Source organism: Bacillus sp. CPT56D-587-MTF, from assembly GCF_058792335.1.
This window is the reverse complement of record NZ_JBYTEF010000001.1, coordinates 5,120,909-5,135,604: the sequence shown is the minus strand read 5'-3', so window position 1 is coordinate 5,135,604 and position 14,696 is coordinate 5,120,909. Positions and strand designations below refer to the sequence as shown.

Here is a 14,696-nt window from a genome sequence, read left to right as displayed (position 1 = left end):
GTCCAAAGCATTTTTCTGTTTTCCTTTTCCAAAATATTTGCATAAAATAGAATGACTTGCTCTTTATGTTGAGAGGAGTTTTAAAAATGATAGGTTTATTAGAGCAATTTTATAAAAATGAAGAGATACAATCGGTTATTAATGGATTAGAAGATGGGTTAAAAGAACAACTTATATCAGGGATGGCAACGTCTTCTCGTTCGTTATTAATGGCGGCTTTATATAAAAAAACAAAAAAATCACAATTAATCGTGACACATAACTTATACCAAGCACAAAAAGTACATGAAGATTTAGTGGCGTTACTTGGTGAAAAAGATGTGTGGCTATATCCAGTGAATGAACTGATAGCATCGGAAATTGGGGTTGCAAGTCCAGAATTGAAGGCGCAACGTATAGAAGTGTTAAATCGCTTGGCTGCGGGAGAGAATGGAATCATTGTAGCGCCAGTGGCAGGATTGCGTAGATTTTTACCAATAAAAGAATTGTGGAAGCAAAAGCAAGTTGAAATCAATCTAGGGCAAGAGATTGATTTAGATGCGCTCTTGCATACTTTACATCATATTGGCTATGAACGTAAGTCGATGGTAGAAGCTCCAGGGGAGTTCAGTTTGCGTGGGGGAATATTAGATATTTATCCTTTAACTGAAGAACTACCATTTCGTATTGAATTCTTTGATACAGAAGTCGATTCTATTCGATTATTTGATGTGGATGAACAGCGTTCTCAAGGTAAAAAAGAAAGCGTTAGGTTTGGTCCGGCAACAGAGTTTTTATTTTCACAGGAAGAATTAAAATCAGGAATTCAGCATCTTGAAGAAGGTTTAACTAAGGCGATGCAAAAACTTTCTGATGATAAACTAAAGACTACAGTGCTTGAGACGGTAAGTCATGAAATTGAGATGTTGAAAAACGGGCAAAGTATAGAACAGATGTTTAAATACTTATCTATTTTCTATAAAGAACCTGCTAGTCTGATAGATTATTTACCAGAAGACGGTGTTGTAATTTTAGACGAGATTTCCCGTATTCAAGAAACAGCATCGCATCTTGAAACAGAAGAGGCGGAATGGTATATATCACTTCTTGGTGAAGGAACAATTATTCAAGATTTATCTTTCTCTCACCCATTCGAGGGGTTTCTTCATCATAAAAAAAGAAGTTTTGTATATTTAACGTTATTCTTGCGTCATATCGCACACACACATCCGCAAAATATTGTTAATGTAACATGTAAAACAATGCAAGATTTCCATGGACAGATGAATTTGTTAAAAACAGAAATTGATAGATGGAATGAAGGGCATTTTACGACTGTTGTACTTGGAACAGATGATGAACGTGTGAAAAAATTACAACATATTTTAAGTGATTATGATATTGAGGCAGATATTGTAGAAGGTACAGATATCTTATTGCCTGGAAGGTTACAAATTGCTGTAGGTGATTTACATGCAGGATTTGAAATGCCGATGCAAAAGCTTGTTGTCATTACTGAAAAGGAGCTTTTTCATAAGAAAGTTAAAAAATCACAACGTAAACAAAAGTTATCGAATGCTGAACGTATTAAAAGTTATTCGGAATTAAAAGTTGGAGATTATGTAGTTCACGTAAATCATGGTATAGGTAAATTTTTAGGTATTGAGACATTAGAGATTAATGGTGTTCACAAAGATTATTTAAATATTAAATATCAAGGTAATGATAAGCTATACGTTCCAATTGAACAAATTGATCAAGTCCAAAAATATGTAGGATCTGAAGGTAAGGATCCGAAAGTTTATAAATTAGGCGGTAATGATTGGAAAAAGGTTAAAACGAAAGTTGAAAAATCTGTACAAGACATTGCGGATGACCTAATTAAACTATATGCTGAGCGCGAAGCTTCAAAAGGCTATGCATATACGCCAGATACCGCAGAACAACAAGAGTTCGAATCCTCTTTCCCATATCAAGAGACAGAGGATCAGTTACGTTCTATTGACGAGATTAAAAAAGATATGGAACGCGGACGCCCGATGGATAGGCTCCTTTGTGGTGACGTAGGGTATGGAAAGACTGAAGTGGCTATTCGTGCGGCATTTAAGGCAATTATGGATGAAAAACAAGTTGCAATTTTAGTACCGACAACGATTCTTGCGCAGCAACACTATGAAACAATTCGAGAGCGTTTTCAAGATTATCCGATCAATATAGGCTTATTAAGTAGATTCCGTACGAGAAAACAACAAAATGAAACAATTAAGGGCTTAAAGGATGGAACAGTAGATATCGTAATCGGAACACATCGTATTTTATCTAAAGATGTTACGTATAAAGATTTAGGGCTTCTTATTATTGATGAAGAACAAAGATTTGGTGTAACACATAAAGAAAAAATTAAACAATTGAAGGCAAATGTTGACGTATTAACATTAACGGCAACTCCGATTCCGCGGACGCTTCATATGTCTATGCTTGGTGTGCGCGACTTATCTGTTATTGAGACACCACCAGAAAATCGTTTCCCAGTCCAAACGTATGTAGTAGAGTATAATCCAGCGTTAATGCGAGAGGCAATAGAGCGAGAGCTTGCAAGAGGTGGTCAAGTTTACTTCCTATATAACCGTGTAGAGGATATTGAAAGAAAAGCAGATGAAATTTCGATGTTAGTTCCAGATGCCCGCGTAACGTACGCACATGGGAAAATGAACGAAAGCGAATTAGAGTCTGTTATGCTATCATTTTTAGAAGGACAGCATGATGTTCTTGTAAGTACAACAATTATTGAGACGGGTGTAGATATTCCGAATGTAAATACGTTAATTGTATTTGATGCAGATCGTATGGGATTATCACAGTTGTATCAGCTTCGTGGGCGTGTTGGACGTTCTAATCGTGTTGCGTATGCATACTTTGCATATAAACGTGACAAAGTGCTGTCAGAGGTTGCAGAGAAGCGTCTACAAGCAATTAAAGAGTTCACGGAACTTGGATCTGGTTTCAAAATTGCGATGAGAGATTTATCTATTCGTGGAGCAGGTAATTTGTTAGGGGCAGAACAGCATGGATTTATTGATTCTGTCGGATTTGATCTATATTCGCAAATGTTAAAAGATGCAATTGAACAGCGTAGAGGAACAGATGGGGCTGAAAATATAGTTAATGTTGAAATTGACTTAGAGGTAGATGCATATTTACCAGATGCTTATATTTCAGATAGTAAGCAAAAAATTATGATGTATAAACAATTTAGAGGTGTTTCTGCAATTGAGGATATTGAAGAATTGCAGGAAGAAATGATCGATAGATTTGGCGATTATCCACAAGAAGTTGGTTATTTATTACAAATTGCAAATATTAAAGTGTTGGCAATGAAAGAACAAATTGAATTAATTAAGCAGAATAAATTTGAAGTAACATTCCTATTTTCTGAACAAGCAAGTCAAAATATTGATGGTGGAAAATTATTCATGCTCGGAAATAGTTTTGGACGTATGATCGGTTTAGGAATGGAAGGATCACAATTGAAAATTGTTATGAAAACAAATGGCTTAGAGACATCGAAGTGGTTAACAATTGCTGAAAATTTATTAAAAGGCTTACCAGATGTAAAAAAAGAAGTAATAAATGCCTAAAATAAGATAAAAAAATACAATTCGACGTGCATAGAAGAACTAATGTGTAAAATACTATGTCTAACAGTTGGTGATTTTTACATGAACAGGTAAATTCACCACTTTGATCATCAGTAGAAAGTGAGGCAGCATTAGAATGAAAGCAACTGGAATCGTACGTCGAATTGATGATTTAGGCAGGGTAGTAATCCCGAAGGAAATTCGTAGAACTTTACGTATTCGAGAAGGAGACCCACTAGAAATATTTGTTGATCGCGATGGAGAGGTAATTTTAAAGAAATATTCTCCAATTAGTGAGCTAGGTGATTTTGCGAAAGAATATGCTGATGCTTTATATGACAGCTTAGGACATAATGTGCTTGTGTGTGATCGAGATTCTATCATCGCAGTATCAGGCGTATCGAAAAAAGAATACTTAAATAAAAGTGTTGGCGATCTAATTGAAAAAACGATGGAAGAACGAAAGTCTGTTATTATGACGGATGAAAGTGATATTTCCATTATTGATGGTGTAACAGAAAAGGTTCATTCTTATACAGTTGGACCGATTGTTGCAAACGGAGATCCGATTGGAGCCGTCATTATTTTTTCAAAAGAAGCCATTATAAGCGAGATCGAGCATAAAGCGGTTAATACTGCTGCCAGTTTCTTAGCGAAACAAATGGAACAGTAAGGGTATATTGATTTTAGAAGTAGCAATCTTTCCTAATTATGATCTTTCTTTTTGAGAAATCAATTATTTGGAGATATATGTATATTGAATGAAGGTAGCACTTTGCTACCTTTTTTCGTTGAATATTTTTAACATTTAGGAACTCATTATTACCCGTGTTGGTAAGGGAGTTTGTTCTTTTCTTTATGATATAATACGAGAGGTGAGAATAGAAAAAGGAGTTTTCTTGTATGGAAGCGAAGAAGTATCAAGCCTTTTGGCGTGGGGCTATTATATTAACGATTGCAAGTTTCGTTACAAAAGTATTAAGCGCTTTTTACCGTATTCCATATCAAAATATAGCGGGGGATATTGGGTTTTATATTTACCAACAAATTTACCCGTTTTATGGATTTTGTTTAATTTTAGCTACTTATGGATTTCCTGTTATCATTTCGAAAATGGTTGCAGAACGACTAGAGCGGGGAAAACAAAAAGAAGCAGAAGAAATTATTTGTGTATCTTTTTGGTTCTTATTAGGGATTGGTTTTATAGGCTTCTTTACACTGTTTTTTGGGGCCGAAACAATTGCGGTAGCTATGGGCGATATACACTTAGATAAGTTACTACGTGTTATTTCATTTTCATTCTTATTGATGCCATTTTTGTCTGTAGCAAGAGGGTATTTTCAAGGATTCAATAATATGATGCCAACGGCTGTTTCGCAAGTAATAGAACAAACAATTCGAGTTTCTATTATTGTATTTTTATCGCTATTCCTAATTGCTCACGGATTTGATTTATATACAGTTGGTGCAGGGGCTATGTTAGGCTCAATTGCGGGTGGACTTATTGGGATTATTGTACTTATATTGTATATGCGTCAAGATTTTCGTTCTATATTCTTCAAAAGTGCAGCGAGAATTAAGGGTAAAAGGAAGATAGTTAAAATCCTTTTTTGGCAGGGGTTAGCGATTTGTGTTAGTAATTTAGTGCTTATTTTTATACAGATGGCTGATTCAGTGTCCTTTTACAGCTTACTTATTGGTGCGGGAGAACAGGCTGAAAATGCAAAGGTATTAAAGGGTGTTTATGATAGAAGTATTCCGCTAATGCAATTAGGTACTGTTGTGACGACTTCTTTCTCGTTGTCACTTATTCCGATTATTACAGCGGCGAAGGAAAGAGGAGATCTTTCCTTTATTCAAGAAAAGGTAAAGTTAGCAATGAAAATAACATTTGTTATTGGACTTGCAGCAGCTATTGGACTAACTTGTATTATTCAACCTACCAATATTATGTTGTTTGAAAACAGTGATGGATCAGATGTTTTATCTATTTTATCGTTATCTATTTTATTTAGTTCATTGTCAATTACGACAGCTTCTATTTTACAAGGATTAGGGCAAACGTTTAAGCCAGCGTTATTTGTTGTATTTGGAGGTTGCTTAAAGTTAGCGTTAAATTATATATTCATGCCTTATTTTGGTGTGAAAGGTGCAGCTTTTGCGACTTTATGTGCGTTAATTATAATCTCTGGATTAAATAGTTTGTTGCTTACGAGAGCTGTATCAGGGTCACTTATCAATAAGCGAAATATGTTAGGGATAGTAATTAGTGGTATCTGTATGGGGTTTGTATTAATGATGTTCACACGTGTGTTACAGATGTCTGGATTAGTAATTAATACGGAACATAGAGGGAGCGCGACGCTTGAAGCGTTGTTAGGTGTAGCCATCGGCGGATTGACATATATGTTTTTTATTTTGAAATTACGTGTATTTACAAAAAAAGAATTAGGAACCGTTATGAAACAAGAGAAAAAAGAAGGTTCATTGAAGAAGAGTGGATAGAGGTGACTGGTTGTGAGTGGAATCATTACTATTTTAGGTTTAGGAGCTGGTGAATTAGATCAGCTAACGATGGGTGTATATCGAAAAATAAAAGAAGCAGACCATCTGTTTGTTAGAACGAAGGAACATCCAGTTATAGAAGATTTGGAGAAAGAAGGCGTACAATATACGTCTTTTGATGCTGTATATGAAGCGCATGATACGTTTGAAATTGTATATGAAACAATTGCGAATAAATTGCTAGAACAAGCTGAAGGTACAGAAATTATCTATGCTGTTCCCGGGCATCCACTTGTAGCAGAAAGAACAGTTCAGCTACTGTTAGAAAAAGGAGAAGTTTCAAATGTTGAAGTGCGAATTGAGGGTGGACAAAGTTTCCTTGATCCTATGTTTGCAAGTCTAAAGATTGATCCGATTGAAGGATTCCAATTACTTGATGCTACATCATTTGAAAGAGGGCAATTAGAACTGCGTCAACATTTAATCTTTTGCCAAGTATATGATGCATTCGTTGCATCTGATGTGAAATTAACATTAATGGAGATGTTACCAGATGATTATGAAGTGTATATCGTAACAGCTGCAGGAACTTCATTTGAACAAGTAAAGAAGGTACCGTTGTACATGTTAGATCATGAAACGGAATTGAATAATTTAACGAGTGTGTACGTGCCGCCAGTTCAGGAGCGTGCGTCCTTGTATCAACAGTTTGATGTTCTTAGAGAAATTATTGCGGAACTTCGTGGTCCAAATGGTTGTCCGTGGGATAAAAAGCAAACACATCAATCATTAAAAAAATATTTAATTGAGGAAGCTTATGAAGTGTTGGAAGCAATCGATGAAGAGGATGATGATCACTTAGTAGAAGAATTAGGTGATATATTATTACAAGTTATGCTTCATGCTCAAATCGGAGAAGATGAAGGTTGGTTCTCTATAGATGAGATCATTCGAACTCTATCTGAGAAAATGGTTCGTCGCCATCCGCATGTGTTTGGAAATACGGATGTAAACAGCGCTGATGAAGTGATTGCAAATTGGGAAGAAATTAAAAAACAAGAAAAAGGATTCGTGAAAGAATCTGTTTTAAATGGCGTTCCAAAAAGTTTGCCGCAGTTACTACGCGCCTATGAAATTCAGAAGAAAGCTGGTAAGGTTGGATTTGATTGGGTTGATGTGCAACCGATGATAGAGAAAGCTTTGGAAGAATGGCAAGAGTTCCAACAAGAGGTTACAAATATGGATGAGGAAAAGATGCTGGGTGAGTTTGGTGATTTACTATTTGCATTTGTTAATATAGCTCGTCATTACAAAATAGATCCAGAAGAGGCGTTACGTTCAACTAACGAGAAATTTACTGGTCGTTTTTTATACATGGAGGCAAAAGTAGCTGAAATGAATAAAGAGATGAAAGATTTATCATTAGAACAGTTAGATGTTTTATGGGAAGAAGCGAAACAAACAGAGCGTTAATAGGGGGATTTGATATGCGTCTAGATAAGTTTTTAAAAGTATCACGTTTAATTAAAAGAAGAACATTAGCGAAAGAAGTAGCTGATCAAGGAAGAATATCTATTAATGGTCAAGTGGCAAAAGCGAGTTCTGATGTGAAAGTAGCTGATGAATTAACAATTCGTTTTGGTCAAAAAATAGTGACTGTGAAAATAAATGAATTAAAAGAAACAACTAAAAAAGAAGATGCAGCAAATATGTATAGCTTAGTTCGTGAAGAAAAAGTAAAAGCGGAAGAAGGCTTGTTCTAAAATCATGTATCCCCTCATACATTACTATTAGCTAGTAAAAACCTATGGGGGGATTTACGTGAATAATGGTTACTCACCTACGTCTTCTAATCAACAAAATGTTTCTGTAGAGCATGACATTATTATGCGTGGCAGGCGTATAATCGATATTACCGGTGTGAAGCAGGTAGAGAGTTTTGATAGCGAAGAGTTTTTACTAGAGACCGTAATGGGTTTTTTAACGATTCGTGGTCAAAATTTACAAATGAAAAATTTAGATGTGGAAAAAGGTATTGTGTCGATTAAAGGGAAAGTTAATGAGATGCTGTATATTGATGAAAATCAAGGGGAAAAAACTAAAGGTTTCTTTAGTAAGTTGTTTAAATGAGCTTAACAATTCAGTTGTATACAATGCTTTCAATGATTGGGATGGGTGCTTGGATTGGAGCGTCTTTAGATACATATCAACGTTTTTTAAAGCGCCAAGAACGTAAACGTTGGCTTGTATTTATACATGATATATTATTTTGGATTGTCCAAGCATTATTCGTCTTTTATGTATTGCTTCTCGTAAATGAAGCTGAGCTACGTATATATGTGTTTTTGGCATTATTATGTGGTTTTGCGGCATATCAAAGCTTATTGAAGGCACTATACATGAAGCTGTTAAATTTTCTCATCTATATTTTTATGCAAACAACATATTTTTTTGTTCGAATTATACAGCTACTCATGATAAAACCTGTTATTATTATAGCGCAGCTATTTATTGCATTTATATTATTCTTATTTCGTATACTGCTTTCAATTGGACATGTGTTATGGAAAATGGTGATTTGGATATTACTTTTCATATGGAAAGTTTTTTTCTGGCCTGTTCGATTTATTGCTTCGCTCATATGGAAACTTCTCCCTAATCGTGTTAAACTTTTTATAGTGAAACATATAGGGTTCCTGCAATATATAGCAAAATTGAAGGGACATATCTTCCAACTATGGGAGCATATAAAAAAGAAGTTAGGGGGACCTCGGAAATGAGGGAACTGAGACAAAGAACAATCGAAAAACAGAGTCCAAATCCTGTTAAAGAGCATATAATACAAACGGATGAGAACAGGAAGCGACTTTATCGCCGTTTAGCGGTTTTTCTTGTCTTTACTTTTACAATTATTGCGAGTATTAGTGTAACGTTTTATCAACAAAACAGTTCCATTAAAGCAAAAGAAGCAAAAGTTAAGGACATGAAAAAAGAACTGGATTCATTAACGAATAAAGAAAAAAGTCTAAAAGACGAAGTTCAAAAGTTAAATGATGAAGAGTACGTATTAAAGATTGCTAGAAGGGATTATTTCTTCTCTGGTAAAGGGGAGATAATTTTTCCTGTTTCTAAGTAGAGTATGTCTTATTGACACTATATTTTAGGATTATATATAATAAAGTAAAATTTGACTTTTTAACCACTAAGGAGGAGCATTTTTTTTATGTCAATCGAGGTAGGCAGCAAGTTACAGGGTAAAGTAACAGGTATTACAAATTTTGGGGCTTTTGTGGAGCTGCCAGAGGGCTTAACGGGTCTTGTTCATATTAGTGAAGTTGCTGATAACTATGTAAAAGATATTAACGATCACTTAAAAGTGGGCGACCAAGTAGAAGTAAAAGTTATTAATGTTGAAAAAGATGGAAAGATTGGTTTATCTATCAAAAAAGCGAAAGAACGTGAAAAAACAGAAGGAGATTGTCCACGTGGTGAATACCAACGCGGTGGTGATCAACAACGTTCTGGACGTCCACAACGTAATAATCGCTCTTTCAACAGAGATAATCGCGGTGGCGGTAACGACCGAGCTCCGAAAGAAACATTTGAGCAAAAGATGGCACGCTTCTTAAAAGATAGCGAAGATCGTTTAACTTCTTTAAAGCGTAACACAGAGTCTAAACGTGGTGGCCGTGGCGCGCGTCGCGGATAATAAGGACGTTTAGTTTTTAACATATAGAGAGGTACCCAGAGTAATGTCTCAGGGTGCTTTTTTATATGTAAAAAATATTTTCAAAAAAGTTTTTGAGATGTGTTGACTTTAATTAGTATCTGATGTAAGATACTAATTGTCCGTTAAATAAGACGACATGGCGGTGTAGCTCAGCTGGCTAGAGCGTACGGTTCATACCCGTGAGGTCGGGGGTTCGATCCCCTCCGCCGCTATATTTAATTTAACGGCCCGTTGGTCAAGTGGTTAAGACACCGCCCTTTCACGGCGGTAACACGGGTTCGAATCCCGTACGGGTCATCTAAAAAGATCATGCAAATTTGCATGATCTTTTTTTGTTAAATAAATTAAGATATACAACACTTCTACAAAATCACCCTATATTTTCTGAATGTTTAATTAAAATTTCGAAAATAACTTACATACCCTGTATATCTGTAGAGTTATTTCGAATAAAAAGTCGAACGATTATAAAAGTGAAAACTGTTGTTTTGACAAAAAAACCAACAATCATCTTTTATAATGACAGTAATTAAACTATGCAGGTGGTGTTAAAAATATGCCTAAAGCAGGAAGGAATACTATGAATACAAGTGCATTGGCAATGAATGAGAGTCAGCTTGATGGAATAAAGTGGACGAGTAAGTTGCGAATGAAATTTGAGCAAGTTTTCTTTAGATGGGGATTTATTATTGTTGTTATTGGTTTTCTTTTGGGACGAGCATATATATTAACAAATATTTTACCGTTTGCACTGCCATTTTTTGCTGCTGTTTATGTTATGAAGCGGGATAAGATGCCGCTAGCATTTTTAGCTCTAATGGGAGGAGCTCTTTCAGTATCGATAGATAATTTGTTTTTTACCTTTGCATCTATCTTTACCTTCTTCATTTATAATATCTTCTTTAGTCGATTTACACGTAAAACTGTTGGACTTGTTCCATTTCAAGTATTTATCTCCGCATTAACCGCACACTTAGTTGTTGTATATTTTGCACAACAAACTGTCACCATGTACGATTTACTCGTTAGTACCATTGAGGCTGGGCTTAGTTTTGTATTAACTATGATATTTTTACAAAGTGTCCCACTTTTAGTGGAAAGGAAAGGAAAACAACAGGCATTAGAGACGGAAGAAATTGTTTGTTTGATTATATTACTAGCATCTGTTTTAACGGGTACAACAGATTGGTTTGTATATGATGCTTCTATTCAACATATTTTTACAAGGTATTTAGTGCTAGTATTTGCATTTATTGCGGGTGCTGCCACAGGGTCTACAGTGGGGGTTGTAACAGGACTAATATTAAGTTTAGCAAATGTGTCTAGCTTGTCTCAGCTTAGCCTTCTTGCTTTTTCTGGATTGCTTGGTGGATTGTTAAAAGAAGGAAAGCGTTTAGGTGTTAGTTTAGGTTTATTAATTGGGACAAGCTTAATTACATTATATGTAGACAAACAGACAAATATTGTAACAACTTTAATTGAGTCAGGTGTAGCGATTGTTATCTTCTTATTAACACCGAAGCTTGTTTTGGATCGTATTGCTAAATTTATGCCAGGTACACAAGAGCATTCGCAAGATCAACAACAATATTTAAGAAGGATGCGTGATGTTACAGCAAATAAAATCAACCAATTTGCAAATGTATTTGCTGCTTTATCTAATAGCTTTTCTGTATATGGGTATGTAGAGGAAGAAGATAAAGAGACAGAAGCAGATTTGTTTTTGAGTACAATTACTGCGAAAACATGTCAAACATGCTTTAAAAAGGATCAATGCTGGGTAGTGAATTTTGATAAAACGTACGATTATATGAAACAAATAATGAATGAAACGGAAGAAGGAACCCTGCAGCATAATCGTAAATTAGTTCGTGAGTGGGACAAGCATTGTGTGAGAGGGAAAAAAGTGACGGATTTAGTAGCCGGTGAATTAGATCACTTCTATGAGGGACAAAAATTACGAAAACAAATGAAGGAAAATCGTAGAATAGTAGCGGAGCAACTATTAGGTGTATCAAAGGTTATGGAGGATTTTGCTAAGGAGATACAACGAGAGCGTGAAAATCATCAAGTGCAGGAAGAACAGATTATGCAAGCGTTCCGAGATTTTGGTGTCGAAGTAGAGCATGTTGATATTTATTGTTTAGATAGAGGAAGTATTGATATTGAAATGTTAATTCCAGTTGCATCTAATGAACATGGTGAGTGTGAAAAGTTAGTTGCACCGATGCTTTCAGATATCCTTAAAGAAAATATTGTCGTTAAACATGAAGAAAAGTCTTCTTATCCAAATGGCCATAGTTTAATATCATTTGGTTCGGCGAAGACGTATTCTCTTGATACAGGATTGGCTACAGCTGCAAAAGGCGGTGGATTTGTTTCGGGTGACTCTTATGCGATGATGGATTTAAGTGTTGGTAAATATGCACTTGCGATTAGTGATGGTATGGGTAATGGACAAAGAGCTCATATGGAAAGTAAGGAAACGGTGAAATTATTACAAAAAATACTCCAATCAGGCATTGATGAAGAAATAGCAATTAAGTCTATCAATTCAATTCTTTCTTTGAGAACGACAGAAGAAATGTTTACGACATTAGATTTAGCTATGGTAGATTTGCGGGATGCGAGTGCAAGGTTTTTAAAGATTGGATCAACGCCGAGTTTTGTTAAACGCGCAAATAATATTTTGAAAATTGAAGCAAGTAATTTGCCGATGGGAATCATCGAAGATGTTGAAGTTGATGTGGTGGGTGAACAATTAAAAACGGGCGATATTCTTATTATGATGAGTGATGGGATTTTTGAAGGAGCACAGCATGTGGAGAATCATGAATTGTGGATGAAACGAAAAATTAAAGAATTGCAAACCGAAGACCCGCAAGAAATTGCTGATATCATTATGGAAGAAGTGATTCGCTCTTGTGATGGTTATATAAATGATGATATGACTATTGTAGTGGCAAAAGTGAAGAAAAATATGCCGAAGTGGGCTACGATTCCGATTGTAGGAATGCAGGCGCAGTAAAATATAAGTGGAATGTTTATCTATAATTTGATTTTAAAAACCTAGGTGAATACCTAGGTTTTTTCAGGCTGTGGAGAAAGTCTTCTCCACAGCCTGTTTTTGTGTCTGAACCTCTTTTTATGTGTCAACACTGATAAAAAAGAGGAAAAGGAGAGATTTTTTATGATGGGTGCTTTAAAAAATCATCGTGATGAGCGTGTATCTGTTTCTGTAGAAGAGTTGGTTCCACAAGATCATTTCCTTCGTGCAATTGAAGCGACAATTAGTTTTGATTTTATTGAAGAGAAGTTACGCCCTTATTACTGTGAAAACAATGGACGCCCGTCCATTCATCCTATTGTTTTATTTAAGATGATGTTTATTGGATATTTTTACGGTATTCGTTCTGAGCGTCAATTGGAAAAGGAAATTAAAACGAATATTGCCTACCGTTGGTTTTTAGGGTTTTCTCTATCGGATACTATTCCGGATCACTCTACAATCAGTTGGAATCGTCGTACTCGTTTTATTCATACAAATATTTTCGAAGAAATTTTTGATGAGATTGTGAGACAAGCGACGGAGCACCGGATGGTAGGAGGACGTGCACTGATGACAGATTCTACACATATTAAGGCCAATGCCAATAAAAATAAATTTGTACATAAATATAAAAAAGAAAAAGCAAAGTTTTATATAGACGAGCTAGAAGCTGCGGTAATCGAAGATCGTGAGGTACATGGAAAAAAGAATTAAAACCTAGAAAGGAAAGTGATACCCCTACCAAAAAAACTCGTATAAGTACAACGGATCCAGATAGTGGATTTTTAATGAGAGATGGAAAACCAAATGGTTTTCATTTCTTGGATCATCGTACGACTGATGCGAAGTACAATATTATTACAGATACCTATGTAACGGCTGGAAATATGGCAGATTCCGAGCCGTATTTAGCACGCCTCCAAGCTCAGATTGATAAATTCGACTTCAAAGTAGAAGCTGTTGCCCTTGATGCTGGCTATTTTACAGGATATATCTGTAAGAAACTATCAGAACGGAATATATTTATGGTGATGGGGTATCGCCGATTTGGAAAACGGAATAAAGAAGTACCGAAAAGCCAATTTAAATATGTAGAAGAAATGAATGTTTTCGCTTGTCCGATGGGATGTATTCTAGAATATGTAACAACTGATCGTGAAGGATACCGTCAATACAAATCGAATCCAGAAGACTGCGCTGTTTGTCCGTTACGTGAGGTGTGCTTTTCAAAGAAACAAAAACAAAAAGTTATCACTCATCATGTGTGGGAGAAATATAAGGATATTGCTAGAAAAAACAAGCTAACAGCTACAGGGAAAAGGTTGTATAAAGTACGCTGTTCCACTATAGAGCGAAGCTTTGCAGACGCCAAAGAACTACATGGCTACCGCTATGCCCGGTTTCGAGGGCTGAAGTCTGTCCAAATGCAAGCTTATCTCACCGCAGCTTGTCAAAACATGAAAAAAATAGCCCTCCACCTGACCAAAAAGGGTCAGGTGGAGGGCTATTTTTTAAAATTCTATTATTTTATGTTGTTTTTATTCGCTAAAATCAAAAAAGATTCCAGAGTGTTGGGAACCCTAAAGGGTTTCCCAACACTCTGTAAAAACCTAGGTGAATACCTAGGTTTTTTTGTGGGAAAAGGTAATGTTATTAATTTTGTGAATATACACGGAGGATGTAAGATAAAAATGTAATTTTTGTATATCTTTTTTTTGCACAATGTTTGTAAAAGTTGTACCATTGTAGACAAGGTGACTAAGGTTGCTGTTCTTGTTTAATGAAAGGTGATTGC

10 protein-coding genes, 2 tRNA genes and 1 pseudogene are annotated in these 14,696 nt (G+C 35.6%); all 13 read left to right on the top strand.

Going from position 1 to position 14,696, the window contains the following annotated elements:
• Positions 1 to 86: 86 nt before the first annotated feature.
• Positions 87 to 3,617 (top strand): transcription-repair coupling factor, encoded by a 3,531-nt coding sequence (mfd, locus tag AC3WVZ_RS26710; protein ID WP_233935660.1) that lies wholly within the window; start codon positions 87 to 89, stop codon positions 3,615 to 3,617.
• A gap of 136 nt (positions 3,618 to 3,753) precedes the next feature.
• Positions 3,754 to 4,290 (top strand): stage V sporulation protein T, encoded by a 537-nt coding sequence (gene spoVT, locus AC3WVZ_RS26705; protein WP_000648302.1) that lies wholly within the window; start codon positions 3,754 to 3,756, stop codon positions 4,288 to 4,290.
• A gap of 230 nt (positions 4,291 to 4,520) precedes the next feature.
• On the top strand, positions 4,521 to 6,122 hold the full coding sequence (locus AC3WVZ_RS26700; RefSeq protein WP_000387586.1) for a putative polysaccharide biosynthesis protein: 1,602 nt from the start codon (positions 4,521 to 4,523) through the stop codon (positions 6,120 to 6,122).
• 12 nt (positions 6,123 to 6,134) lie between these two features.
• Positions 6,135 to 7,595, top strand: coding sequence for a bifunctional methyltransferase/pyrophosphohydrolase YabN (gene yabN / locus AC3WVZ_RS26695; protein ID WP_233935658.1), 1,461 nt, complete (start codon positions 6,135 to 6,137; stop codon positions 7,593 to 7,595).
• Positions 7,596 to 7,609: 14 nt separating this feature from the next.
• On the top strand, positions 7,610 to 7,885 hold the full coding sequence (locus AC3WVZ_RS26690; RefSeq protein ID WP_001234876.1) for an RNA-binding S4 domain-containing protein: 276 nt from the start codon (positions 7,610 to 7,612) through the stop codon (positions 7,883 to 7,885).
• 58 nt (positions 7,886 to 7,943) lie between these two features.
• Positions 7,944 to 8,252 (top strand): sporulation protein YabP, encoded by a 309-nt coding sequence (gene yabP, locus AC3WVZ_RS26685; RefSeq protein WP_001059104.1) that lies wholly within the window; start codon positions 7,944 to 7,946, stop codon positions 8,250 to 8,252.
• Positions 8,249 to 8,902 (top strand): spore cortex biosynthesis protein YabQ, encoded by a 654-nt coding sequence (gene yabQ, locus AC3WVZ_RS26680; RefSeq protein ID WP_000059772.1) that lies wholly within the window; start codon positions 8,249 to 8,251, stop codon positions 8,900 to 8,902. The genes yabP and yabQ overlap by 4 nt, the downstream gene beginning before the upstream one ends.
• Positions 8,899 to 9,258, top strand: coding sequence for a cell division protein DivIC (divIC, locus tag AC3WVZ_RS26675; RefSeq protein WP_001208739.1), 360 nt, complete (start codon positions 8,899 to 8,901; stop codon positions 9,256 to 9,258). The genes yabQ and divIC overlap by 4 nt, the downstream gene beginning before the upstream one ends.
• Positions 9,259 to 9,345: 87 nt before the next feature.
• Positions 9,346 to 9,831: a S1 domain-containing RNA-binding protein gene (locus AC3WVZ_RS26670; protein WP_233935656.1), complete on the top strand. Its 486-nt coding sequence runs from the start codon at positions 9,346 to 9,348 to the stop codon at positions 9,829 to 9,831.
• Positions 9,832 to 9,990: 159 nt separating this feature from the next.
• Positions 9,991 to 10,064, top strand: a tRNA-Met gene (locus AC3WVZ_RS26665).
• Positions 10,065 to 10,077: 13 nt separating this feature from the next.
• Positions 10,078 to 10,149 (top strand) — tRNA-Glu (locus AC3WVZ_RS26660).
• Positions 10,150 to 10,408: 259 nt separating this feature from the next.
• Entirely contained in the window at positions 10,409 to 12,880 is a 2,472-nt protein-coding gene (gene spoIIE, locus AC3WVZ_RS26655; protein ID WP_001123541.1) for a stage II sporulation protein E, read from the top strand.
• 162 nt (positions 12,881 to 13,042) lie between these two features.
• Positions 13,043 to 14,412 (top strand): annotated as a pseudogene (locus AC3WVZ_RS26650) (IS1182-like element ISBth7 family transposase); the annotation flags it as partial.
• Positions 14,413 to 14,696 lie beyond the last annotated feature (284 nt).

Coding starts and splice junctions, on each gene's coding strand:
- mfd (WP_233935660.1), top strand. CDS start 87: ATGATAGGTTTATTAGAGCAATTTTATAAAAATGAAGAGATACAATCG.
- spoVT (WP_000648302.1), top strand. CDS start 3,754: ATGAAAGCAACTGGAATCGTACGTCGAATTGATGATTTAGGCAGGGTA.
- AC3WVZ_RS26700 (WP_000387586.1), top strand. CDS start 4,521: ATGGAAGCGAAGAAGTATCAAGCCTTTTGGCGTGGGGCTATTATATTA.
- AC3WVZ_RS26690 (WP_001234876.1), top strand. CDS start 7,610: ATGCGTCTAGATAAGTTTTTAAAAGTATCACGTTTAATTAAAAGAAGA.
- yabQ (WP_000059772.1), top strand. CDS start 8,249: ATGAGCTTAACAATTCAGTTGTATACAATGCTTTCAATGATTGGGATG.
- divIC (WP_001208739.1), top strand. CDS start 8,899: ATGAGGGAACTGAGACAAAGAACAATCGAAAAACAGAGTCCAAATCCT.
- AC3WVZ_RS26670 (WP_233935656.1), top strand. CDS start 9,346: ATGTCAATCGAGGTAGGCAGCAAGTTACAGGGTAAAGTAACAGGTATT.
- spoIIE (WP_001123541.1), top strand. CDS start 10,409: ATGCCTAAAGCAGGAAGGAATACTATGAATACAAGTGCATTGGCAATG.